Annotated in this window: 19 protein-coding genes; 2 read left to right on the plus strand and 17 right to left on the minus strand. The window is 56.2% G+C overall.

Going from position 1 to position 21,652, the window contains the following annotated elements; genetic code table 11:
* Positions 1-38 precede the first annotated feature (38 nt).
* The 3 genes from menF to IPZ49_RS01240 form a co-directional block, all read right to left on the minus strand.
* Positions 39-1,334: an isochorismate synthase MenF gene (gene menF, locus IPZ49_RS01230; RefSeq protein WP_048973462.1), complete on the minus strand. Its 1,296-nt coding sequence runs from the start codon at positions 1,332-1,334 to the stop codon at positions 39-41.
* Between the two features lie 86 nt (positions 1,335-1,420).
* The gene (elaB, locus tag IPZ49_RS01235; RefSeq protein WP_017693006.1) at positions 1,421-1,726 is read right to left on the minus strand and encodes a stress response protein ElaB; all 306 of its coding nucleotides are present in this window, start codon (positions 1,724-1,726) and stop codon (positions 1,421-1,423) included.
* Between the two features lie 50 nt (positions 1,727-1,776).
* On the minus strand, positions 1,777-2,241 hold the full coding sequence (locus IPZ49_RS01240; RefSeq protein ID WP_048247059.1) for a GNAT family N-acetyltransferase: 465 nt from the start codon (positions 2,239-2,241) through the stop codon (positions 1,777-1,779).
* Positions 2,242-2,312: 71 nt separating this feature from the next.
* Between IPZ49_RS01240 and rbn the strand changes: the two genes are divergently transcribed.
* Positions 2,313-3,230, plus strand: a complete 918-nt coding sequence (gene rbn / locus IPZ49_RS01245; protein WP_015572275.1) for a ribonuclease BN — start codon at positions 2,313-2,315, stop codon at positions 3,228-3,230.
* Positions 3,231-3,294: 64 nt separating this feature from the next.
* Complete coding sequence (locus IPZ49_RS01250) at positions 3,295-4,299, plus strand: chemotaxis protein (RefSeq protein ID WP_058689103.1); 1,005 nt, start codon at positions 3,295-3,297, stop codon at positions 4,297-4,299.
* A gap of 164 nt (positions 4,300-4,463) precedes the next feature.
* Here the strand turns inward: IPZ49_RS01250 and nuoN are convergent, their stop codons facing one another.
* The 14 genes from nuoN to lrhA all read right to left on the minus strand — a co-directional run bounded on the left by nuoN (position 4,464) and on the right by lrhA (position 21,068).
* A complete protein-coding gene (gene nuoN / locus IPZ49_RS01255; protein ID WP_015572273.1) occupies positions 4,464-5,921 on the minus strand; it encodes an NADH-quinone oxidoreductase subunit NuoN in 1,458 nt (485 codons plus the stop codon).
* Between the two features lie 6 nt (positions 5,922-5,927).
* Complete coding sequence (gene nuoM / locus IPZ49_RS01260; RefSeq protein WP_003861498.1) at positions 5,928-7,457, minus strand: NADH-quinone oxidoreductase subunit M; 1,530 nt, start codon at positions 7,455-7,457, stop codon at positions 5,928-5,930.
* Between the two features lie 170 nt (positions 7,458-7,627).
* Positions 7,628-9,469 (minus strand): NADH-quinone oxidoreductase subunit L, encoded by a 1,842-nt coding sequence (nuoL, locus tag IPZ49_RS01265; RefSeq protein ID WP_003861497.1) that lies wholly within the window; start codon positions 9,467-9,469, stop codon positions 7,628-7,630.
* Positions 9,466-9,768, minus strand: a complete 303-nt coding sequence (gene nuoK / locus IPZ49_RS01270) for an NADH-quinone oxidoreductase subunit NuoK (protein WP_003861496.1) — start codon at positions 9,766-9,768, stop codon at positions 9,466-9,468. The genes nuoL and nuoK overlap by 4 nt, the downstream gene beginning before the upstream one ends.
* Positions 9,765-10,319, minus strand: coding sequence for an NADH-quinone oxidoreductase subunit J (nuoJ, locus tag IPZ49_RS01275; protein ID WP_003861493.1), 555 nt, complete (start codon positions 10,317-10,319; stop codon positions 9,765-9,767). Before nuoJ ends, nuoK begins: the two co-directional genes overlap by 4 nt.
* 10 nt (positions 10,320-10,329) lie before the next feature.
* Positions 10,330-10,872 (minus strand): NADH-quinone oxidoreductase subunit NuoI, encoded by a 543-nt coding sequence (gene nuoI, locus IPZ49_RS01280; RefSeq protein WP_003861491.1) that lies wholly within the window; start codon positions 10,870-10,872, stop codon positions 10,330-10,332.
* 14 nt (positions 10,873-10,886) lie between these two features.
* Positions 10,887-11,864: an NADH-quinone oxidoreductase subunit NuoH gene (gene nuoH / locus IPZ49_RS01285; RefSeq protein WP_003861490.1), complete on the minus strand. Its 978-nt coding sequence runs from the start codon at positions 11,862-11,864 to the stop codon at positions 10,887-10,889.
* Positions 11,861-14,584: an NADH-quinone oxidoreductase subunit NuoG gene (nuoG, locus tag IPZ49_RS01290; RefSeq protein ID WP_003861488.1), complete on the minus strand. Its 2,724-nt coding sequence runs from the start codon at positions 14,582-14,584 to the stop codon at positions 11,861-11,863. The genes nuoH and nuoG overlap by 4 nt, the downstream gene beginning before the upstream one ends.
* Positions 14,585-14,638: 54 nt before the next feature.
* Positions 14,639-15,976 (minus strand): NADH-quinone oxidoreductase subunit NuoF, encoded by a 1,338-nt coding sequence (gene nuoF / locus IPZ49_RS01295; protein ID WP_003861487.1) that lies wholly within the window; start codon positions 15,974-15,976, stop codon positions 14,639-14,641.
* On the minus strand, positions 15,973-16,473 hold the full coding sequence (nuoE, locus tag IPZ49_RS01300; protein WP_006176513.1) for an NADH-quinone oxidoreductase subunit NuoE: 501 nt from the start codon (positions 16,471-16,473) through the stop codon (positions 15,973-15,975). Before nuoE ends, nuoF begins: the two co-directional genes overlap by 4 nt.
* A 2-nt stretch (positions 16,474-16,475) precedes the next feature.
* Positions 16,476-18,278: an NADH-quinone oxidoreductase subunit C/D gene (gene nuoC, locus IPZ49_RS01305; RefSeq protein WP_072204069.1), complete on the minus strand. Its 1,803-nt coding sequence runs from the start codon at positions 18,276-18,278 to the stop codon at positions 16,476-16,478.
* 89 nt (positions 18,279-18,367) lie between these two features.
* Positions 18,368-19,042, minus strand: a complete 675-nt coding sequence (gene nuoB, locus IPZ49_RS01310) for an NADH-quinone oxidoreductase subunit NuoB (RefSeq protein WP_003861482.1) — start codon at positions 19,040-19,042, stop codon at positions 18,368-18,370.
* A gap of 15 nt (positions 19,043-19,057) precedes the next feature.
* Complete coding sequence (gene nuoA / locus IPZ49_RS01315; RefSeq protein ID WP_003861475.1) at positions 19,058-19,498, minus strand: NADH-quinone oxidoreductase subunit NuoA; 441 nt, start codon at positions 19,496-19,498, stop codon at positions 19,058-19,060.
* 631 nt (positions 19,499-20,129) lie between these two features.
* A complete protein-coding gene (lrhA, locus tag IPZ49_RS01320) occupies positions 20,130-21,068 on the minus strand; it encodes a transcriptional regulator LrhA (RefSeq protein WP_017693002.1) in 939 nt (312 codons plus the stop codon).
* Positions 21,069-21,652: the final 584 nt, after the last annotated feature.

The raw sequence follows: 21,652 nt of genomic DNA on the forward strand, positions 1-21,652 counted from the left end.
CAGAATTTTGATATGAATCGGGATTGCACGAATCAGTATTAATCCCTTAGGAGAAGGGAACGCAGCCCGGCGGCCTTGTTTTCGATCTCCTGCCACTCCTGCTCCGGATCGGAGCCGCTGACGATGCCCGCCCCCGCATAAAGACGCAGCGCAGCGTCGTGAACGCGGGCGGAGCGTAATGCCACACAGAATTCGCTTTGATCGCGCGATAAATAGCCCGCCGACCCGGCGTACCACTCCCGGTCAAACGGCTCCACTTTCGCAATAAATTCTCGCGCCGCCTGTCGCGGCAGCCCGGCCACCGCCGCCGTCGGTTGCAGAATATGCAGGCACTGCTCGTCGTCAGGCTGTTTAAGTTCGGTCCAGATACAGCGACGTAAATGCTGCACCTTGCGCAGACGCAGCACCTGCGCAGGCAGGATCTCCAGCGTCCGGGTATGGTGCTGAAGACGCTGGCAGATATCTTCCACCACCAGCATATTTTCCCGCTGATTTTTGTCGTCATTCATCAGCCAGTCGCCCAGACGCTGGGCCTGCTTATCGTCAGAGTGGCTGGCGACGGTGCCTGCCAGCGCTTCAGTGCGCAGCAGCGTGCCGCGTCGCCGCCACAGGCGTTCAGGCGTCGAGCCGAGGAACGCGTTGCTGGCGTCAAAGACCATACAAAAATGATAGCAGTTGAGGTTTAGCGCGCGGCTGGCAGCCATCAGCGCGATGGCGTTCACGGGCTGCTGGCAATGCACGTCTGTAGCACGTGCGAGGACCACTTTCTCAAAATCGCCGCGAGCAAGGGTATCCGTCGCCTGACGAATCAACGCCAGCCATTCCGGTTTTTCCGGATGATGGGTTTCCTGCACAATCTGCACGGACAACGGGCGGATCGGCGCGGCGTCGCGCAGGTTATCGACAAAATTCAGCGCCTCACGGGCATCTTCCCGCAGCGACGTTTCGCTCCACAGTTGCAGACGCAGCGTGGCGACCCCGCCAGACCGTCGCCAGAGAAGGCGCGGTAAAAACAACTTGCCCTGCGCTGGGTTGAAAGCGTTCAGGCCGCAGATACGGGTGTCATTGGCTACGTCGTGGGTGTGCAAAAACCGCGAGGCCGAGGCCAGAGAATCGAAATGGGCGAGGCTTCCGAGCGCGGCAAGTTCTTCATCACCGCTGCGCTGTTGCCAGTAAAACTGAGGATAGCATCGCTGCACACTGAGCCAGGCCAGCGGATCGAAGGCGTCGTTTAACGGGAAAGAGACATCGAAATGGCGTAAACCGGGTGTAGCTGGCAATGCTTGCGCAAGCTGAGTACGCAGGCTTTGCAGCGCGAGGAAAATCGAGTGCACGCGAACCTCTCCCTGTTAAAGCCTTATATTATACGGGGTACTGACGATAAATAGCAGTACCCACGTGTAGGGAGTGGTTTACCGGCTTAACGACGGGCTAACAGCAGACCCAGCACCAGCCCTACGGCCGCACCGACCCCAATGCCCTGCCACGGTTTTTCATGCACATAATCGTCAGCACGATAAACCGCCTGCTTAGCGCGGTAGTAGTAATTGTCGGATGCGTTACTGACGCGGTTTTTCACGTCATGCAGCGCCTGCTCGGCGCGGGCTTTGAGCTCAATGTACTTCTGATCGGCAGGATCGCCGGAAGAGCGCAGCACTTCTTCCAGCGTTTCGCTTAGCAGCGTCAGGTCGTCGTCGACTCGGGTATCCCAGGATTGAAATGACATATTTTTCTCCATGTTAGTACACCAGTCCGGTAACTATAGACAACGTATTGCTATTGCGCCTGTTTCGCTTCGCGCGCCATGCCGATGTGTGGGATGCCGTCTTCGTCGTAAATGTCCGTGACCGGGGTAAAACCAAAATGGCCATAGAATGATTGCAAATGCGCCTGCGCGCCCAGGTATAACGCCTTGTCCGGCCACTGTTTCTGGCATGCGTCCAGCGTTTTTTCCATCAGCTGATAGCCCAGCTTTTCACCGCGCGCGCGGCCGCTGATAATGACGCGCCCAATGACGACAGGGTCAAAATCCTCTTCGCTTTTCAGAATCCTCGCATACGCCACCAGTTCGTTATCGCGCCAGCCAAGGATGTGCCGGTTCTCGCCGACCAGGTCATCACCGTCGATATCCTGATACGGGCAGGTTTGTTCAACCACAAAAACTTCGCAGCGCAGCTTGAGCAGGGCGTAGAGTGAATGCACGGACAGTTCGCTGTGGTGTAGATCTTGCCACTGGATCATGTGTTTCTCCTTCCTGGGGTTCATCACGTTATACTAAACCCCTTCCCATTCGGCAAAGGGCTGATTGCGTTATGGAACTGATTTTTCTGGGTACGTCCGCCGGCGTGCCAACCCGCTCACGAAACGTGACGGCGATTCTGCTGGATCTTAAGCATCCTACCCGCGGTGGGCTGTGGCTGTTTGACTGCGGTGAGGGTACGCAGCATCAGCTGCTGCATACCTCCTACCACCCGGGGAAAGTGGATAAAATATTTATCACCCATCTGCACGGCGACCATCTGTTTGGCCTGCCGGGCCTGCTGTGCAGCCGTTCGATGGCCGGTAACGCTAACCCGCTGACCATTTATGGCCCCGCGGGTATTCAGGAATTCGTTGAAACCACGCTGCGCCTGAGCGGCTCGTGGACCGATTATCCGCTGGAGGTGTTAGAGATCGGCGAGGGTCTGGTGTTCGATGACGGAGATTACCTGGTGCGCGCTTACCCGCTTAACCATCCGGTGGAATGCTACGGCTATCGCGTTGAGGAGCATGACAAGCCCGGGGCGCTGAACGCCGCCGCGTTGCAGGCCGATGGGGTGAAACCAGGCCCGCTGTTCCAGCGTCTGAAGCACGGCGAGACCGTCACGCTGGAAGACGGGCGCGTCATCAACGGTCAGGATTACCTCGCCCCGCCGCAGCCGGGCAAAAAACTGGCTATTTTTGGGGATACCGCCCCCTGCCCTTCGGCGCTCAGGCTTGCCAGAGGTGTAGATGTGATGGTGCATGAGGCGACGCTGGAAGCGGCGATGGAAGAAAAAGCCAACAGCCGGGGGCACAGCTCTACGCGTCAGGCGGCGCAGCTGGCACGTGAGGCTGGCGTCCGGAAACTGATTGTTACTCACGTCAGCTCACGCTATGACGTCCGCGGCGCTGAAAGCCTGCTGGCAGAGTGCCGGGAAGTATTTCCGGCATGCGAGCTGGCGGAAGATTTTGCTCAGGTCAGCGTTTAGTCCTTCATTTTTCCCTCAGCGTGCCGATAACGATTAAAAGGCCAGCATTTCTCTTGAGGGTAGAATGGATAATTTCCAGAAAGATATTGATGACAGGGCAAACCTGACCCTGTCCAACCGTTTTGAACTGTTGCTGTTCCGTCTTGGCACCTCTCTGAACGAAAATAAATCCGAGCTGTTCGGCATCAACGTATTCAAATTGCGCGAAATTGTGCCGATGCCGACCTTCACCAAACCGGCGGGAATGAAGTCTCCGCTGATGGGGATGGTGAACATTCGTGACCAGGTGATCCCGGTGATCGATCTGGCCGCCGTCGCCGGCTGCAAACCAGCCACCGGGCTGAACATCCTGCTGATCACCGAATATGCCCGCAGCGTGCAGGCGTTTGCCGTGGAATCGGTGGAAAACATCATGCGTCTGGACTGGAAGCAGGTGCACGCCGCGGAAACCGCCGTCAGCGGTCGCTACATCACCAGCATTGCCTGTCTGGACGAGAAGACCGATACCAACGATCTGGCGATGGTGCTGGACGTGGAGCAGATCCTGTACGACATCACCCCGGCGAACCACGATCTGCACGCCACCCATCTGGAAACCACCAAATTCAACATCAAGCCTGGCTCTGTCGCGATTGTTGCAGAAGATTCAAAAGTAGCGCGCTCAATGCTGGAGAAGGGATTGCAGGCGATGGAGATCCCGGCCCAGCTGCATATCACCGGCAAAGACGCATGGGAGAAAATCACTCAGCTGGCCGCGCAGGCACAGGCCGAGGGCGTTCCCGTTACCGATAAGATTGCCCTGGTATTAACCGACCTCGAAATGCCGGAGATGGACGGATTTACGCTGACGCGCAAAATCAAAACCGACCCGGTACTGAAAGATATTCCGGTGGTGATCCACTCGTCTCTTTCCGGCAACGCGAACGAAGATCATATTCGCAAAGTGAAGGCGGACGGCTATGTGGCGAAGTTTGAGCTGAACGAGCTGTCGTCGGTAATTGAAGAGGTGCTGGACCGCTCGATGAAGAAGATTGACGGGCCGTTGATTAGCCGCAAGCAGCTGGCTTAGTCGGGTGGCGCTTCGCTTACCCGACCTACAAGACCCGTAGGCCCTGCAAGCGTAGCGCCGCTGGGCATGTTTTACTCTGTGCGGGCTGGTGCCCTCACCCCGGCCCTCTCCCACGGGGAGAGGGAGAAAACAATAAAAAACCCGCCGAGGCGGGTTTTTTGTTTTTACATCAGCGGCATCGCGCGCTGCACGATATCAATCAGCGGCTGCGGATAGATACCGAAGATCAGCACCAGCAGCGCGGAGATCAGCACCACAATGCCCCCCGCGCTGTACTGCCAGTTAGACGGCGCATCGCGGTTGAGCTGCTGAGGCGCGCTCAGGTACAGGCTCACCGCTACGCGCAGGTAGTAGTAGAGACCAATCGCGGAGCCGATAACGACACCCGCCGTCAGCCACCACAGACCCGCCTGCACACCGACGGCCAGCACGTAGAACTTACCGATAAAGCCCAGCGTCATCGGGATACCCGCCAGAGAGAGCATCATCACGGTCATTACCGCAGACAGAATCGGACGGTGCCAGAACAGACCACGGTAGGAGAACAGGGAATCCGCATCCGGGCCACGGTACGGGCTGGACATCAGGCTCACCACGCCGAACGCGCCGAGGCTGCTAAACAGGTAACCGGCCAGATAGACGCCCACAGTTTCCATCGACATCTCACCGCTTTGCAGCGCAATCAGCGCCACCAGCAGGTAACCCAGATGGGAGATAGAGGAGTAGCCCAGCAGACGCTTGATGTTGGTCTGGCTCAGCGCCATCAGGTTACCGAAGATGATGGACACGAACGCGATAATGCCCAGCACCACGCGGACCGCTTCGCTGTCACCCACCGGGGCGTACAGGAACAGACGCATGACCACACCGAAGATAGCGATTTTGCTCGCCGTCGCCAGGAAGGTCGAGACCGGTGCAGGGGCACCCTGGTATACGTCTGGCGTCCACAGGTGGAACGGAACCAGTGAAAGTTTAAAGCCAAGGCCAACAATCATCATGCCCAGACCAGCCAGCAGCAGCGGCTCATGCATCATGCCGTCGCCAAGGCTCTTACCGAGCGCCATGAAGGAGAGATTACCCGTCTGTGCGTACAGCAGCGCGATACCAAACAGCAGGAACGACGACGCGGCAGCAGACAGGATCGTGTACTTGATTGCCGCTTCCAGAGAGCGCTTCTGGCGGAAAGCGTAACCAATCAGGCCGAACAGCGGGAGTGAGATCAGCTCAATACCGAGGAACAGCGCGGCCAGGTGGTTCGCGTTCGCCAGCAGAATACCGCCCAGTGCGGCAATCAGTACCAGCAGGTAAAACTCTTCTTTGTTGTCGTTGTAACCTTCGAGCCACGGGTACGCAAAGGTACAGGTTGCCAGGCTCGCCAGCAGCACCAGACCGGTGTAGAGCATGGCGTAACCGTCAACGCGCATCAGCGGCGTGACGTCCATCGCTCCCGCCTGGCCAACAAACCAGAGGGAAACTAACGCAGCGTTCAGACCCAGAACGGACAGGGTCGCATTCAGGAAGTGATTGCGTCGCCACGCAATGGAGAGCATCACAACCACCACCGTCAATCCGACGATCAGCAGCGGTAGCAGCGCGATCAGTTGTTGTGGAGTTATTGTCATGGCGAATTACGGCCTTGTAGTAGAAGCAGAATTAACAAACCACTGCTGGATGTTACCCATCGCGGAGTGCGAGGTATCCAGAATCGGCTGCGGATAGAAGCCCAGCAGCACCAGCAGTACGACCAGCAGCAGGATGATGAACAGCTCACGCAGCGACATCCCCGGCAGTTCTTGTGCAGCAATTTCACTCTTCGCTTTACCGAAGTAAGCGCGGTGCAGCATCGCCAGCGAGTACACGGAGGCAAACACCAGACCAAAGGTGGAGATGACGGTGATCGTCGGTACCACGTTGAAGCTGCCGAACAGGATCATAAACTCGCCGACGAAGTTACCGGTACCCGGCATACCCAGAGTCGCCACCGCGAAGAACATGGAGAGCGCCGGCAGCCATTTCATTTTGCCCCACAGACCGCCCATCATACGCATGTCGCGGGTATGCAGACGTTCATACAGTTGACCGCACAGGATGAAGAGACCGGCAGCGGACAGGCCGTGCGCAATCATCTGGATCACCGCCCCCTGGTACGCCAGCTGGCTGCCGGTGTAGATGGCAATCAGCACGAAGCCCATGTGGGAAACGGAGGTGTAAGCAATCAGACGTTTGATGTCGTACTGCGTGAAGGCCATCCACGCACCGTAGAAGATACCGATCACGCCAAGCCACATGGCAATCGGCGCGAACTCTGCGGAGGCGTTCGGGAACAGCGGCAGGGAGAAACGCAGCAGACCGTAGGCCGCCGTTTTCAGCAAGATACCCGCCAGGTCAACGGAACCCGCCGTTGGCGCCTGAGAGTGCGCGTCCGGCAGCCAGCCGTGCAGCGGTACGACCGGCATTTTCACCGCGAAGGCGATGAAGAAGCCGAGCATCAGCAGGTATTCCACACCGTGAGACATCGGGGTCTTCAGCAGGTCTTCGTAGTTGAAGGTCCAGACGCCGGTCGCATTGTAATGCACAAATACCAGCGCCAGGATGGCAATCAGCATCACCAGACCACTCGCCTGGGTATAGATGAAGAACTTGGTGGCCGCCGTGATACGCGTTTTACCGTCGGATGCCTTGTGGCCCCACAGCGCGATCAGGAAGTACATCGGCACCAGCATCATCTCCCAGAAGAAGAAGAACAGGAACATGTCGATGGCCAGGAACACGCCGATCACGCCGCCCAGGATCCACATCAGGTTCAGGTGGAAGAAGCCCTGGTATTTTTCGATTTCTCGCCAGGAGCAGAGTACCGCCAGAACGCCGAGCAGACCGGTCAGCACCACCATCAGCAGCGACAGACCGTCAATCGCGAGGTGGATCGTAATACCAAAACGTGGGATCCACGGCAGAATGAACTCAGACTGCCACTGCGGAAGGCCCGCGGACTGGGTCAGTGAGTAGCCACCCTGCAACCAGAGTTGCAGACCAAGCGCGAGCGTCAATCCCATGGTGATCAGCGCGATCCAGCGCGGCATCTTCACGCCAAAGCGTTCGGTCTGCCAGCACAGGAAGCCGCCGATGAAGGGAATTAATATTAGCCAGGGTAGTAACATGGCGATTTTTATTCCTTGTTAAAGTCCCTCAGGGACCGATTTTCAACGAATTCGACAAAATTCACGTTTGAGTGCGGGGCCTTTTGCCCGGTGGCGCTTCGCTTACCGGGCCTACGGTCCGTAGGTCGGGTAAGCGCTAGCGCCACCCGACAATCCCCGCTAACTCAAAATCAACGCAACACCATCAGCAGCGCCAGTACGACAACCGCACCGATGCTCATGGACGCCACATACCAGCGCAGATAACCGTTCTCGCTGAACAGCAGGCCTTTACCTGCAAAGCGGGAGAGGATCGCCGGGATATTCATCAGGCTGTTCAGTGGATCGCGCTTCAGCAGCCACGCAATGCCCAGGAACGGCTTCACGAAGATCATGTCGTACAGCCAGTCGAAGCCCCATGCGTTGTACCACCAGGTGCCCAGCAGACGGCCCGGCGCGCTGTTGGCAACGGCAGTCACCAGCGTGCGTTTGCCCAGCCACAGCCATGCGGCAATCAGGATGCCCGCGATAGCCACTACGCCGGAGGTGATTTCAAGCGTCAGAACGCGACCGTGCTCAAGCTCGGTTGTCGCCGGCAGTACGCCCTGCAACGGTGGCACAATCATCGCGCCAACGAAGGTGGACAGGACCAGCAGCACAATCAGCGGCAGGTGGTGGGTAATCCCCTTCCCTGCGTGAGCGTGAATTTGTTCTTTACCGTGGAAGACGATGAAAATCATACGGAAGGTGTACAGGGAGGTCATAAACGCACCGACCAGACCCGCAACCATCAGATTGATATGACCATTCGCCATGGCGCCCGCCAGGATTTCGTCCTTACTGAAGAAGCCTGCGGTGATCAGCGGCAGTGCCGCCAGCGCCGCGCCGCCTACCAGGAAGCAGACATACACCAGCGGGATAGACTTACGCAGTCCGCCCATTTTGAAGATGTTCTGCTCGTGGTGGCAGGCCAGAATCACCGAACCGGATGAGAGGAACAGCAGCGCTTTAAAGAACGCGTGCGTCATCAGGTGGAAAATGGCCGCGTCCCACGCCTGAACGCCCAGCGCCAGGAACATGTAACCAATCTGGCTCATGGTGGAGTACGCGAGCACGCGTTTGATGTCGGTCTGCACCAGCGCGGCAAAGCCAGCCAGCACCAGCGTAACCGCACCGACGATACCCACCAGATGCAGAATTTCCGGGGTCATCAGGAACAGGCCATGGGTACGCGCAATCAGGTAGACACCGGCGGTGACCATGGTCGCGGCGTGGATCAGCGCGGAGACAGGGGTTGGACCCGCCATCGCGTCGGCCAGCCATGTCTGCAACGGCAGCTGCGCGGATTTACCCACAGCGCCACCCAGCAGCATCAGCGTTGCCCACCACAGCATGTTGTTGCCTGCTTCGAAGTGCGCCGGCGCCAGTTCCACCATTTCGCGGAAGTTCAGCGTGCCCAGTTCGTTGTAGAGAATGAACAGCGCGAAAGCGAGGAACACGTCACCCACACGGGTCACGACGAACGCTTTCATGGCCGCTGCGCCATTCTTCGGATCGGTGTAGTAGAAACCGATCAGCAGGTAAGAACACAGACCCACGCCTTCCCAGCCCAGATACATCAGCAGCAGGTTATCGGCCAGCACCAGAACCACCATGCTGGCGATAAACAGGTTGGTGTAGGCGAAGAAGCGGGAGTATCCCTCTTCACCGCGCATGTACCAGGAGGCGAACATGTGGATCAGGAAGCCGACGCCGGTAACTACGGAGAGCATGGTCAGAGACAGACCATCCAGCACCAGGTTGAAACCGATGTTGAAGTTACCGACCGACATCCAGTTCCACAGCGGTACGCTGTAGGCCTGACGTCCATTGTTAAAGAAGTCGATACCCGCATACGCTGTGACCAGCGCAGCCAGGCCGATAGAGCCAATGCCCACGGTGGCAGACAGATTCTCAGACCAGCGGCCGCGAGAAAACGCCAGCAGCACGAAGCCAATCAGCGGAAAAATAATGGTTAAGGCAAGCATGTTCATCCACGCAACTCACTTACTGAATCGATGTTCAGGTTCTGGCGGCGACGATGGAGCTGTAGCAACAGCGCCAGGCCAATACTCGCTTCAGCAGCCGCGAGGCTGATGGCGAGAATGTACATCACCTGACCATCGGTCTGGCCCCAGTAGCTACCGGCGACCACAAAGGCCAGCGCGGAAGCGTTGATCATGATTTCCAGACCGATCAGCATAAACAGCAGATTGCGGCGGATAACCAGACCAGTTAAGCCCAGAACGAATAAAATCGCAGCGAGGATCAGTCCATGTGTTAAGGGGATCATGCGCGTTCCTCCGTTTTTCTTTTCGCGCGGTCGTCAGTGCGGTTGCTCAGCACCTCGCCGACACGCTCTTCGCGGCCAACGTGGAAGGCCACAACCAGACCCGCCAGCAGCAGCATTGAGGCCAGCTCAACCGCCAGAACGTACGGACCAAACAGGGTGATACCCACGGCTTTCGCGCTGATTGGCGTCCCGTCGATACCCTGGTCGTTGACGCCCAGAATGGCGTAAACAATCACCGCCAGCATGATGGCCGACAGAATCGCCGGGCCAATCCACACCTGTGGTTTTAACCACTGACGTTCCTGCTCAATTTCAGAGCCGCCCAGGTTGAGCATCATCACCACGAACACAAACAGCACCATGATGGCCCCGGCGTAGACGATGATTTCCAGCGCACCAGCGAAGTGCGCGCCCAGCGCAAAGAACACCCCGGAAATAGCCAGCAGCGAAATGATTAAATACAGCAGCGCATGCACCGGATTGGTGTGCGTGATCACTCGCAGCGTAGCCAGGATGGCGATAAGGCCACAGATATAAAAAGCGAATTCCATTGCCCTCTCCTTACGGTAACAGGCTCTTGACGTCGATAGGCTTAGCTTCGTTCTCTGCTTCGCCTTTATCTTTGCCGTCGATTGCCATACCCGCCATCCGGTAGAAGTTATATTCCGGGTATTTGCCCGGACCGGAAATCAGCAGATCCTCTTTCTCGTACACCAGATCCTGACGCTTGTACTCACCCAGCTCGAAGTCTGGAGTCAGCTGAATCGCCGTGGTTGGGCACGCTTCTTCACACAGACCGCAGAAAATGCAGCGTGAGAAGTTGATGCGGAAGAACTCAGGGTACCAGCGGCCGTCTACCGTCTCTGCTTTTTGCAGAGAGATACAGCCCACCGGACACGCTACCGCACACAGGTTACAGGCAACGCAACGCTCGGAACCGTCCGGGTCGCGCGTCAGCACGATACGTCCACGGTAGCGCGGCGGCAGATATACCGGCTCTTCCGGGTACATCCGGGTTTCGCGTTTGGCAAACGCATGCAGGCCGATCATCCAGATACTGCGTACCTGAGTGCCGAAACCTACCAATAATTCTTTTAAGGTCATGATCTCAAAGCCCCTTATGGCTGCTGCCAGAGAATGACAGCCGCCGTTACCAACAAGTTGACGAGCGTCAGCGGCAGGCACACTTTCCAGCCGAAGGACATTACCTGGTCATAACGCGGACGCGGTAACGCTGCGCGAATCAAAATGAACATCATCATGAAGAACGCGGTTTTCAGCGCGAACCAGATGAACGGCGGTAAGAACGGGCCATGCCAGCCACCAAAGAACAGCGTTACCATCAACGCGGAAATGGTGACAATACCGATGTACTCGCCCACGAAGAACAGACCGAACTTCATACCGGAATATTCAATGTGGTAACCGTCGGCCAGTTCCTGTTCGGCTTCTGGCTGGTCAAACGGGTGACGGTGACATACCGCCACGCCCGCGATGGCAAAGGTAATAAACCCAAAGAACTGCGGGATAACGTTCCAGATGTCGGCCTGGTTGTTGACGATGTCGGTCATGTTAAATGAGCCGGCCTGCGCCACCACGCCCATCAGAGAGAGACCCAGGAACACTTCGTAGCTCAGCGTCTGCGCGGAAGCACGCATCGCACCCAGCAGCGAGTATTTGTTGTTACTGGACCAGCCTGCGAACAGCACCGCGTAAACCGCGAGGCCTGCCATCATCAGGAAGAACAGAATGCCGATGTTCAGGTCAGCCACCACCCAGGTCGGGCTGACCGGAACGATAGCAAACGCAAGCAGCAGCGAGGTGAAGGCAATCATCGGCGCCAGCGTAAAGATCACGCGGTCCGAGAAGCGCGGAACCCAGTCCTCTTTAAAGAACATCTTGATCATGTCCGCGACCAGCTGGAGTGAACCACCCCAGCCCACGCGGTTCGGTCCGTAACGGTTCTGGAACAGACCGAGCAAACGACGTTCACCAAAGCTCATGAACGCGCCGCAGGTGACGACCACCAGCAGAATCACAACCGCTTTCAGAATGCTCAGCAGGATGTCGATAAGATCCGGCGTTAACCAACTCATGCTTTTGCCTCCTGAAGGTTATCAAGATGCGCACCCGCCAGGACCGGCGCGATGCCAGGCATACCCATCGGCAGACCCACCTGCCCTGCTGACAGGCGTTCAGAAATAATCAGCGGCAGGCTGATTGTCTGGCCGTCGTAGCTAAAGGCAATGTTCGCACCCGCGTTAACGCCAAGCTTCGCGGCATCCGCCGGGTTGAGCTTGATGTACGGCTGCGGCATACGCTGCTGGAATACCGGAGAACGCTGGGACATTTCGTCGCTACCGAACAGATGGTAGTACGGTGCAATACGCCAGTGACCTTCCTGCGCCTGGAAGCTCGCCGGAACGGTGGTGAAGAAGTCCAGACCGGTTTCGGAGGCTTCAATCAGACGCACGCCCGGATCGCCGTGGCGCAGGTGACCGCCCACTTCAGCCTGGAACTTGTTCCATGCCTGCGGGGAGTTCCAGCCCGGTGCCCATGCAAACGGGATTTGCGAACGCGGCGCAGACGGCTGGTTGTTCCCTTCCATCGAGAAGGCAAACATAGTGTCTTTATCCTGCGGCTGACGCGGTTCGTGCACGCTGATGTTGGCGCGCATCGCGGTACGACCGCTGTAGCGGTGCGGCTCACGCGCCAGTTTCTGGCCGCGAATGCGGAAGCTTGCGTCAGGCGCGGCGTCTTTAATGCCCGCCAGCTGAGGCAGTTTCTCAACAACCGCGTCAATAACGTGGTCGAGCTGCGTCCAGTCCACTTCACGGCTCTGCACGGTGCTGTGCAGAGAGTGCAGCCAGCGCCAGCTTTCCAGCATCACGGTGTTGCTGTCGTAGTAGGCCGGGTCATAAACCTGGAAGAAACGCTGGGCGCGGCCTTCGTTGTTGATCACCGTCCCGTCGCTTTCTGCGAAGCTTGCCGCAGAGAGAACCAGGTGCGCTTTGTCCATGATCGCGGTGCGCTGATGGTCGATAACCATCACCAGCGGCGCTCTGGAGAGCGCGGCGTCAACGCGAGCGGCAGAAGCATGGCGATGCAGGTCGTTTTCCAGCACCACAACGGCGTCAGCGGCACCGGATTCCAGTTCGCTTAACGCGTCTTCCAGCGAGCCGCCGCCAATCATACCCAGACCGATGCTGTTCACCGCACGGGCAATCATAGTCACACCGACGTCAGCGCCACGGCCCTTCAGGGCTTTGGCAACGTTCGCTGCGGCCTGAATGATTTCAGCGCTACCGGCGTTGGTACCGGAAATAATCAGCGGTTTCTTCGCCCCCGCCAGTGCCTGAACAATCACGTCGACCTTGTTTTGCAGGTCGCGATCCAGTTCAACGGCCGGCGAGTTGCTGTCCAGCGCGTGGGCAATGGCAAAGCCGAGGCGCGCCTGATCTTCAACCGGCGCGCAGTAGGTCCACGCGGCGATATCGTCCAGACGGGTGTTGTCGACGTTAGTCACAAACAGAGGATGCTTCGCGCGCTGACCGATGTTGAGGATGGCCGCAATCTGCCAGTCAGCCACTTTCTGCGCCGCTGCCATTTCACGTGCTTTGCCTTTCACCGCCTGACGAACCGCCAGGGCAGCGCGTGCGCCAGTCTGCGTCAGGTCTTCACCCAGCACCAGAACCGCATCATAAGATTCGATTTCGCGCAGCGCAGGCGTATGAATGCCGCCTTCACGCAGCACTTTCAGCACCAGCTGGAGACGTTCCTGCTCGCCCTGGGCGATACCGGTATAGAAGTTTTCCGCCCCAACCAGCTCGCGCAGCGCGAAGTTGCTTTCGATGCTGGCGCGCGGGGAACCGATGCCGATCACTTTCTTCGACTGACGCAGAATATCCGCCGCGCCCTGCATCGCCTGCTCAGCGTTGAGGGTAATGACGTCATCGCCACGGCGCTGTACCGGCTGACGCGGACGGTCTTTCAGGTTCACATAGCCATAGCCGAAACGACCGCGGTCGCAGAGGAAGTAGTGGTTAACGGTACCGTTGTAACGGTTTTCGATACGACGTAGTTCGCCGTAGCGCTCGCCCGGGCTGGTGTTACAGCCAAGGGAACACTGCTGGCAGATGCTTGGCGCAAACTGCATGTCCCATTTACGGTTGTAACGTTCAGAGTGGGTTTTATCCGTGAATACGCCGGTCGGACAGATTTCTACCAGGTTACCGGAGAATTCGCTTTCCAGCGTACCGTCTTCCGGACGACCGAAGTAGACGTTGTCATGCGCGCCATATACGCCCAGATCCTGTCCGTCTGCATAATCTTTGTAATAACGCACGCAGCGGTAGCAGGCGATGCAGCGGTTCATTTCGTGAGAGATGAACGGCCCCAGATCCTGGTTACGGTGGGTACGCTTGGTAAAGCGATAGCGACGGAAGCTGTGACCGGTCATGACGGTCATATCCTGAAGGTGGCAGTTACCGCCCTCCTCACACACCGGACAGTCGTGCGGGTGGTTGGTCATCAACCACTCCACCACGCTTTCACGGAACTGTTTGGCTTCTTCGTCATCAATCGAAATAAAGGTGCCTTCGGCGGCTGGCGTCATACAGGACATCACCAGGCGACCACGCGTGTCTTCCGCGTTTTGATATTGCTTCACCGCACACTGGCGGCAAGCACCGACGCTGCCCAGCGCCGGATGCCAGCAAAAGTACGGAATATCGAGGCCAAGAGACAGACAAGCTTCCAGCAGGTTGTCCGCCCCGTTGACTTCGTATTCTTTGCCGTCTACATGAATCGTAGCCATTAGCATGCTTCCAGTTGGCTCGGCCGAAACCGAGCGTTAATCAAAATTCTGTTTTTACCAGCGCGCTTTCAGCAGGTTCGGCTGAATACCATTGATCGAATGGGTATTGCTGAACGGCTGCTTGATGCCTGCTTCGAATTCGTCGCGGAAATATTTAATCGCGCTTTGCAGCGGCTCGACGGCGCCCGGTGCGTGGGCACAGAAGGTTTTACCCGGCCCTAAGAATCGACACAGTTGCTCAAGTGTCTCGATATCGCCAGGCTGGCCTTCGCCACGTTCGATAGCACGCAGGATCTTCACGCTCCACGGCAGACCATCACGGCACGGTGTACACCAGCCGCAGGACTCGCGGGCGAAGAACTCTTCCAGGTTACGCACCAGGGATACCATGCCGATCTCATGGTCGACGGCCATCGCCAGCGCCGTACCCAGACGGCTGCCTGCTTTACCAATGCTTTCGAACTCCATTGGCAGGTCAAGGTGGGCTTCGGTCAGGAAGTCCGTCCCTGCCCCACCCGGCTGCCAGGCTTTGAATTTCAGGCCATCGCGCATGCCGCCGGCGTAGTCTTCAAGAATTTCGCGTGCGGTGGTGCCGAACGGCAGCTCCCAGACGCCAGGGTTCTTCACGCGACCGGAGAAGCCCATCAGCTTGGTACCGGCATCTTTGCTTGAGGAGATGCCCTGATACCACTCCACGCCGTTCGCGAGGATCGCCGGGACGTTGCACAGGGTTTCGACGTTGTTGACGCAGGTCGGTTTACCCCACACGCCGGAGCTTGCCGGGAACGGTGGCTTGGAGCGCGGGTTCGCGCGGCGGCCTTCCAGGGAGTTAATCAGCGCGGTTTCTTCACCGCAGATATAACGCCCGGCACCGGTGTGCACGAACAGCTCGAAGTCAAACCCGGTGCCCAGGATGTTTTTACCCAGCAGACCGGCTTCAGTGGCTTCGGCAATCGCGCGACGCAGGTTTTCAGCCGCTTCGATGTATTCACCGCGCAGGAAGATATAGCCACGGTACGCTTTCAGCGCGAACGCGGAGATCAGCATGCCTTCAACCAGCAGGTGCGGCAGCTGTTCCATCAGCAGGCGGTCTTTATAGGTACCCGGCTCCATTTCATCGGCGTTACACAGCAGGTAACGGATGTTCATGGATTCATCTTTCGGCATCAGGCTCCACTTCAGACCGGTGGAGAAGCCCGCGCCGCCGCGGCCTTTCAGGCCAGACTCTTTCACCGCGTTAACGATGTCGTCCGGCGCCATGCCGCCAAGGGCTTTACGCGCGCCGGCATAGCCGTTTTTGCTCTGATATTCGTCGAGCCAGACCGGCTGTTTGTCATCACGCAGACGCCAGGTCAGCGGATGCGTCTCAGCAGTACGAATTACAGTTTTCATTTGTACTGCTCCAGCAGGTCAGGAATCGCTTCCGGCGTCAGATGGCTGTGAGTGTCCTCATCAATCATCATGGTCGGCCCCTTGTCGCAGTTACCCAGGCAGCAGGTTGGCAGCAGAGTAAAGCGTCCGTCGAAGGTGGTCTGGCCCGGCTTGATATTGAGTTTCTTCTCAATCGCAGCCTGAATGCCCTGATAACCGGTGATGTGGCAGACCACGCTGTCACAGTAGCGGATCACATGGCGGCCTACCGGCTGACGGAAGATCTGGCTGTAGAACGTGGCTACGCCTTCTACGTCACTTGCCGGAATGCCCAGCACTTTTGCGATCTCGTAGATCGCCCCATCCGGCACCCAACCACGCTGTTTCTGTACGATTTTCAGCGCTTCAATGGACGCCGCACGCGGGTCTTCGTAGTGGTGCATCTCGTGCTCAATGGCGGCACGCTCTGCTTCACTCAGCTCAAAAGCCTCGGTTTGTGGTTGTTGATTCTCGTGCATAATTAGCGGTCCACATCTGACATAACAAAATCGATACTACCCAGATACACAATCAGGTCGGAGACCAGACTGCCGCGAATGGCGGCCGGGATCTGCTGCAAGTGCGCGAAGCTTGGCGTACGCACGCGGGTGCGGTAGCTCATGGTGCTGCCGTCGCTGGTGAGGTAGTAGCTGTTGATACCCTTGGTCGCTTCAATCATCTGGAAGGATTCCTGTGCCGGCATGACCGGGCCCCAGGAAACTTGCAGGAAGTGGGTGATCAGGGTTTCGATATGTTGCAGCGTGCGCTCTTTCGGTGGCGGCGTCGTCAGCGGGTGATCCGCCTTGAACGGGCCTTCCGGCATGTTGTTGAGGCACTGCTCAAGGATGCGCAGGCTCTGGCGCAGCTCTTCCACTTTCAGCATCACGCGGGTGTAGCAGTCGGATACGCCGCCGCCAACCGGGACTTCAAAGTCGAAGTTCTCGTAACCAGAGTAAGGACGCGCTTTACGCACGTCGAAATCAATCCCGGTCGCACGCAGGCCAGCACCTGTGGTTCCCCACTCCAGCGCTTCTTTCGCGCCGTAGGCAGCAACGCCCTGGGAACGGCCTTTCAGGATGGAGTTACGCAGCGCGGCTTTCTCGTAAGACGCCAGACGTTTTGGCATCCAGTCGAGGAATTCACGCAGCAGACGGTCCCAGCCGCGCGGCAGATCGTGCGCCACACCGCCGATGCGGAACCAGGCCGGGTGCATACGGAAACCGGTAATCGCTTCCACCAGATCGTAGATTTTCTGACGGTCGGTAAAGGCGAAGAAGACCGGCGTCATCGCGCCGACGTCCTGAATGAACGTGGAGATGTACAGCAGGTGGCTGTTAATACGGAACAGTTCAGACAGCATCACGCGAATCACGTTAACGCGATCCGGGACGGTGATGCCTGCCAGCTTCTCAACGGCCAGCACGTATGGCATTTCGTTCACGCAGCCGCCGAGGTATTCGATACGGTCGGTGTACGGAATGTAGCTGTGCCAGGACTGACGCTCGCCCATCTTCTCGGCACCACGGTGGTGATAGCCGATGTCAGGCACGCAGTCGACAATCTCTTCGCCGTCAAGCTGAAGAATAATACGGAATGCACCGTGCGCAGACGGGTGGTTTGGACCGAGGTTGAGGAACATGAAGTCTTCGTTTTCGGTGCCGCGCTTCATGCCCCAGTCTTCCGGCTTGAAGGTCAGCGCTTCCATCTCCAGATCCTGCTTGGCTTTGGTCAGCTCAAACGGGTCAAATTCGGTGGCGCGTGCCGGGTAGTCTTTACGCAGCGGGTGGCCGGTCCAGGTCTGCGGCATCATGATGCGCGTCAGATGCGGGTGACCGTCGAAGGTCATGCCGAACATTTCCCAGGTTTCACGCTCGTACCAGTTGGCGTTCGGGAAAAGTTTGGTGATCGTCGGCAGATGCATGTCGTTTTCAGACAATGCCACCTTGAGCATGATATCCGCGTTGCGGTCTATTGAGATCAGGTGGTAGAAAACGGAAAAATCCGCAGCAGGGAGACCCTGGCGGTGCGTTCTCAGACGTTCGTCCATGCCGTGTAAGTCAAACAGCATGACGTAAGGTTTTGGCAATTTCTTGAGGAAATCGACAACTTCCAGTAATTGCTCACGCTTCACCCAAACAACGGGTACCCCGGTGCGGGTGGCCTGAACAGTAAAGGCATCCGGCCCAAAACGGTTGCGCAGTTCGCCAATGACGGGGTCATCGAGATGATCCCGGGTCTGCCAGGCGGCTTCTTGCGCGGTTAAGTCGGTCATATTGTTCACCATTGCAAATGGTCCGTGGTGACTGTTAAGCCTGGCTTCGCGCTATTTGAGTAGTGATATGCGAAGGTGTTCTCCAGGCCCACAGGCGCAAATTAAATTTCGTCAGGCGTACGCAGGTTGGTGACGGCAATACGTTCACCACGTTTACGCTCGCGCTCAGACTGCATGTTCGCGCGATAGACACCCTGATCGCCAACAACCCATGAAAGCGGGCGGCGTTCTTTACCAATTGACTCCTGGAGCAGCATCAGCGCCTGCATATAGGCCTCTGGACGCGGCGGGCAGCCCGGGATGTACACATCCACCGGAATGAACTTATCAACGCCCTGCACAACGGAATAAATGTCGTACATACCGCCGGAGTTTGCACATGCGCCCATGGAGATAACCCATTTTGGCTCCAGCATCTGGTCATAAAGACGCTGAATAACTGGTGCCATCTTGGTAAAGCAGGTCCCGGCCACCACCATCAGGTCAGCCTGACGTGGAGAAGCACGCAGTACCTCGGCCCCAAAACGCGCAACGTCATGCACCGCAGTGAATGACGTCACCATTTCAACGTAGCAGCAAGAAAGGCCAAAGTTGTATGGCCAGATGGAGTTCTTACGACCCCAGTTGACCATGTCGTGCATGGCATGTTCGAGCTTGCCCATGTACACGCTTTTGTTGACTTCTTGCTCCAGGGGGTCGGTTACGATCTCCTGTTTTTGCAGGGGGTAACGGTCATTCTCACCGTTAGGATCTATGCGGGTGAGCGTATAATCCATCTTATTGCCTCGCTGTTACTGCTGACGATTAGAGATACTGTTTTCCGGGTTGATGTGTTCACGGCGTGAACGCACAGGTGTCCAGTCCAGCGCGCCAATACGCACCAGATAAACCAGACCGGCCAGTAACACTAAAATGAAAATTGCGGCCTCGACAAAGCCCACCCAACCACTTTCGCGAATGGAGGTAGACCACGCGAAGAGGTAAAGCGCTTCCACGTCAAAAATGACGAAGAACATGGCTACCAGGTAGAACTTGGCAGACAGGCGTAAGCGAGCGGTACCTACTGAATCAATACCTGATTCGAAAGGTGTGTTTTTGTGCCTTGCGCGGGCGCGACCGCCCAGGAACCAGCCGCCGACTAACATCAGGCAGCACAGGCCAATGGCTACAATAAGAAAGATTGCGAATGCCCAGTGATGAGCGATGACTTCTGTGGATGTTGACATACTCATTGCTTACTCATCAAAAGTGATACCGACGACACTGCTCTTGCTGGCAGATGGGCATCACATCGATTCATGGGGAGGAACAAAATAACCTTACACTAACTGTCAGAAATGAGACATAGACAGCAAAATGATGGGGTTTTTTACTCCTTTCTATAACCTTTTGTCAACTTTAACAAAGGTTTCTTCACATTAAATTACAACATGCGATTCTCATTAACATTTGGTGCCCTTTAACCCTGGTGGGTACATGACTTTCCGTCAAATGCATCTTGTTGAATCGTGTCCGTTTTGGAAGTAAAAAAAATAACCCTCCTATTTTGACAGGATTTGCCAACGATTCCTCCCCCCAAATGGGAGTATTTTCTTGATCTGAGACACGCTTTTGTTAATTCAATCAAAAAAACAGCAACATATTTCCTGTTTTTTTAACATCGGCGGGGTATGAGGTAAGTTAGAACAGGTATTGTTTACATCTTAACCAAAAACATTTTCTGCATTGATAAATAAGCGGTATTTGCTTTATCCCTGCTCCGTTCACGGTTATGAATAGCAAAAAAAACCACTCGCAGGAAAAAATCATGCGAGTGGCTCTTTTTTGCACTTACATTTTGTTACGAGAATTTTGAGGGAATGATCACTCAAAATCCCCTTCCACGATCAGGGAGTCGTCCCCTCCTTCGGGAGTAACAGGCGCGTACTGCCATGGATTGTGGTAGTTTTCCATTGCCTCGAACACCACTTTTGCCAGCTCGTTGTTGCTGGCGGCGTTATGGCACAGCAGGTACTCCGTATCCGGCAACGACGGGAGTCCCTCGGATTGACCCAGCACACGCAGATCGGGGCTCATCATCTCCACCGGACGGGCCGTTACGCCAAGCCCGGCCTTCACCGCCGCTCGCACTGCGGGCAAGGTTGACGCCACGTACGCCAGGCGCCATGGAATACCGGCTTCGTTGAGCGCAGCCAGCACCATATCGCGGAACGGACTCGGATCGTCCAGCAGGACCAGGGGTATCGGCTCACCTTTCTGCAATACATACTCCGCGGCACAGTACCAGTGCGTTGGAGAAGTACGCAGCGTCAGGCTGTCAAACTGGCCAGGTCGATGCGTGGTGACCACCAGGTCAACCTCGTTTTCTTTCAGCATCTCAACCATGAAAGCATTGCGTTTAACGCTAACGTCCAGGGCAAGCTTCGGATAAACCGAGCTAATTCGGTTGAGAAGGAAGGGTAAAATGGTATCTGCTGATTCATCTGACGCCCCTAATGTTAACACTCCCTGAAGGTTGCTAAACATTAATGACATACAGGCTTCATCATTAAAGCGCAGTATCTTTCTGGCATAACCCAGAAGCTGAATACCATGTTCTGTTAAAAGCTTATTACGTCCATGACGCGCAAAAAGCTCTTTACCAACCAGTTGTTCCAGCCGCTGCATTTGCTGACTCACGGCGGACTGGGTACGGCAAACGGCGGCAGCAGCTGCTGCAAAAGTGTTGAGATCGGCGACCGCAACAAACGTTCTCAGCAGATCGAGGTCGAGATTCATTATCGGACGATTTGCATTTATCATATCTTTTCACTTTCAGGTTGCTCGTGCGGAGCTGCCCGGGTTGAAGCTGTGTGTAACAGTTAAGCAATTCCTTCTGAAGAGTTTCCCTCGCATCCCGGCCCGGCAGACTGCCTGACAGATAGTTATTGTACTGCGGTATATCACCAGTCAGAAATCACGTTTCATGACGTTATTTTTATTCTCTTGCGTCCAGGATATTTCGTTGTTTGCAGGTCGATGTTAATACCATAAAGAGTAAGACATGTTTTCTGCCATCTATATCGCAGCGTTGGCAACGTAGCAAGATGTGACTTACCCAATCAGCCAGAGATAATTTTAACAATAACAATCGATTAATACAGGAAAGCAGTATCCGATATACGTAACAGGCCTATCGCTATGCTGCATTCCCGAAACACATCTTAACCCAAATCCACTATATTTATAAGTCTTATTGCAATATTAAGGATTTACCGCCAATGATAAGCAACTACACTCTTTTTATTAAAATTAACGAAAGTTGCATTTTCGTCGTTAATAATAAATAAAGTTTAATTTAGATTCAGGCCATTCATTAATAACCCTTAACATTAATTTCACATGAG

This window comes from Enterobacter cloacae complex sp. S2, assembly GCF_015159675.1.
GTDB classification, from domain to species: Bacteria; Pseudomonadota; Gammaproteobacteria; order Enterobacterales; family Enterobacteriaceae; genus Enterobacter; species Enterobacter intestinihominis.

Coding starts and splice junctions, on each gene's coding strand:
- nuoK (WP_003861496.1), bottom strand. CDS start 9,768: ATGATCCCCTTAACACATGGACTGATCCTCGCTGCGATTTTATTCGTT.
- nuoH (WP_003861490.1), bottom strand. CDS start 11,864: ATGAGTTGGTTAACGCCGGATCTTATCGACATCCTGCTGAGCATTCTG.
- IPZ49_RS01240 (WP_048247059.1), bottom strand. CDS start 2,241: ATGATCCAGTGGCAAGATCTACACCACAGCGAACTGTCCGTGCATTCA.
- elaB (WP_017693006.1), bottom strand. CDS start 1,726: ATGTCATTTCAATCCTGGGATACCCGAGTCGACGACGACCTGACGCTG.
- lrhA (WP_017693002.1), bottom strand. CDS start 21,068: ATGATAAATGCAAATCGTCCGATAATGAATCTCGACCTCGATCTGCTG.
- nuoM (WP_003861498.1), bottom strand. CDS start 7,457: ATGTTACTACCCTGGCTAATATTAATTCCCTTCATCGGCGGCTTCCTG.
- nuoF (WP_003861487.1), bottom strand. CDS start 15,976: ATGAAAACTGTAATTCGTACTGCTGAGACGCATCCGCTGACCTGGCGT.
- IPZ49_RS01250 (WP_058689103.1), top strand. CDS start 3,295: ATGGATAATTTCCAGAAAGATATTGATGACAGGGCAAACCTGACCCTG.
- nuoE (WP_006176513.1), bottom strand. CDS start 16,473: ATGCACGAGAATCAACAACCACAAACCGAGGCTTTTGAGCTGAGTGAA.
- nuoI (WP_003861491.1), bottom strand. CDS start 10,872: ATGACCTTAAAAGAATTATTGGTAGGTTTCGGCACTCAGGTACGCAGT.
- rbn (WP_015572275.1), top strand. CDS start 2,313: ATGGAACTGATTTTTCTGGGTACGTCCGCCGGCGTGCCAACCCGCTCA.
- nuoN (WP_015572273.1), bottom strand. CDS start 5,921: ATGACAATAACTCCACAACAACTGATCGCGCTGCTACCGCTGCTGATC.
- nuoA (WP_003861475.1), bottom strand. CDS start 19,498: ATGAGTATGTCAACATCCACAGAAGTCATCGCTCATCACTGGGCATTC.
- nuoJ (WP_003861493.1), bottom strand. CDS start 10,319: ATGGAATTCGCTTTTTATATCTGTGGCCTTATCGCCATCCTGGCTACG.
- nuoB (WP_003861482.1), bottom strand. CDS start 19,042: ATGGATTATACGCTCACCCGCATAGATCCTAACGGTGAGAATGACCGT.
- nuoL (WP_003861497.1), bottom strand. CDS start 9,469: ATGAACATGCTTGCCTTAACCATTATTTTTCCGCTGATTGGCTTCGTG.
- nuoC (WP_072204069.1), bottom strand. CDS start 18,278: ATGGTGAACAATATGACCGACTTAACCGCGCAAGAAGCCGCCTGGCAG.
- nuoG (WP_003861488.1), bottom strand. CDS start 14,584: ATGGCTACGATTCATGTAGACGGCAAAGAATACGAAGTCAACGGGGCG.